Source organism: Bacillus sp. mrc49 (genome assembly GCF_002803435.1).
In genome coordinates, this window is sequence record NZ_PHNG01000503.1 from 1 (window position 1) to 1,507 (window position 1,507).

The following is a 1,507-nucleotide window of genomic DNA, read 5'->3' on the forward strand; positions in this document are numbered from 1 at the left end:
CAGTTAGATTCGGAGCTTCCATGGTGATGATCGGCTCATTATTCGCTGGACATGAAGAATCTCCAGGAGAAACGATCGAGAAAGATGGCAAGGCTTTTAAAGAATATTTTGGTTCGGCTTCCGAATTCCAAAAAGGTGAAAAGAAAAACGTTGAAGGCAAAAAAATGTTTGTCGAGCACAAAGGATCTTTGGAAGATACACTGAAAGAAATGGAACAAGATCTTCAGTCTTCGATTTCTTATGCTGGCGGAAACAAGCTGGAAGCCATACGCAATGTTGATTATGTAGTCGTTAAGAATTCGATCTTTAACGGTGACAAAGTTTATTAAGAAGAAACGTAAAAAAAAAACGGCCCAATCTATGGATTAGGCCGTTTTTTCATCATTATACCTTTTTAACAAATTGGGATTTCAATTTCATTGCCCGAAACCATCGATTTTACAATCAATATCATGATCTCCAACAACTAAACGGATGCTCTTGACTTTTGTACCCATTTTTAAGACGGATGAGCTTCCCTTCCCTTTAAGGTCTTTAATGACGGTAATGGTATCCCCGCCATTCAAGGCATTTCCATTCGCGTCCTTGATCATCCTTTGGTCACCATTATCGGTTTCCGCTTCTGCCGTCCCTCATGGGCGCACTCCGGACAAACAAAAAGACTTCCATCTTCATATGTATATTCTAAACTTGCATGTAGGGCAATTAGGAAAATCAGCCATCCATTCACTTCCTCCATTCGATAGTGTCCATTTAAATCTATCAATCGTTTACCTACAACCGGTAAGGGTGTTCCTTCTAAGTCGGTTTCTTCTGCGATCCCGCCTAAATGTAAATCCCATTTCCTCCCTCCTCTAGAACCTTAAAGGGTTTTCCTATATAATTTTAAGGAAAAGCTGTTTTCGTATACTTTGTTGCTATTCACCAAGTAATGCGGTGTGGTTGATTTCCCCATGAACGCCTGGGGTCTCACCTGTCACGCTGCTCTCGCAGGAGTCTCGCAATCTGCTCCAAAAACAACAATCCTTACGAAAAGAGTGTAAGGAAAAGCTGAAAAGTGTGGTGACCCCCTTGTTCAAATTGTTATTAATAGAAGATGATACGACATTATTCAATGAAATGAAAGATAGATTGACGCAATGGTCTTATGATATTCATGGAATCAGTGACTTCAGTAAAGTCTTTCTCGAATTCTCGGACATCAATCCTGATTTGGTCATCATTGATATCCAGCTGCCGAAGTTCGATGGATTCCATTGGTGCAGGCTGATCCGGGCGCACTCCAATGTTCCCATCATCTTTTTATCGTCCCGCGATCATCCTACAGATATGGTGATGTCGATGCAGCTTGGGGCGGATGACTTCATCCAGAAACCCTTTCATTTCGATGTACTTATTGCCAAGATACAGGCCACCCTTCGCCGTGTTTATAATTACAATACCGAAAAAATCGAGTTGAAAACCTGGTGCGGCGCAACAGTCGATTATGAAAAGAATACCGTCTCCG

At 41.5% G+C, this 1,507-nt stretch carries 2 protein-coding genes and 1 pseudogene; 2 read left to right on the forward strand and 1 reads right to left on the reverse strand.

The window, feature by feature from the left end; genetic code table 11:
* Positions 1-329, forward strand: a 329-nt coding sequence (locus CVN76_RS04850) for an IMP dehydrogenase (protein ID WP_198512482.1), incomplete at its 5' end; no start/stop codon positions are given.
* Positions 330-384: 55 nt separating this feature from the next.
* Here CVN76_RS04850 and CVN76_RS04855 read toward each other — a convergent pair.
* Positions 385-722: pseudogene (locus tag CVN76_RS04855) on the reverse strand (zinc ribbon domain-containing protein YjdM).
* A gap of 349 nt (positions 723-1,071) precedes the next feature.
* On the opposite strand from CVN76_RS04855, the gene CVN76_RS04860 reads away from it, so the two are divergent.
* A partial coding sequence (locus CVN76_RS04860) for a response regulator transcription factor (protein ID WP_157805526.1) occupies positions 1,072-1,507 on the forward strand: 436 nt, incomplete at its 3' end.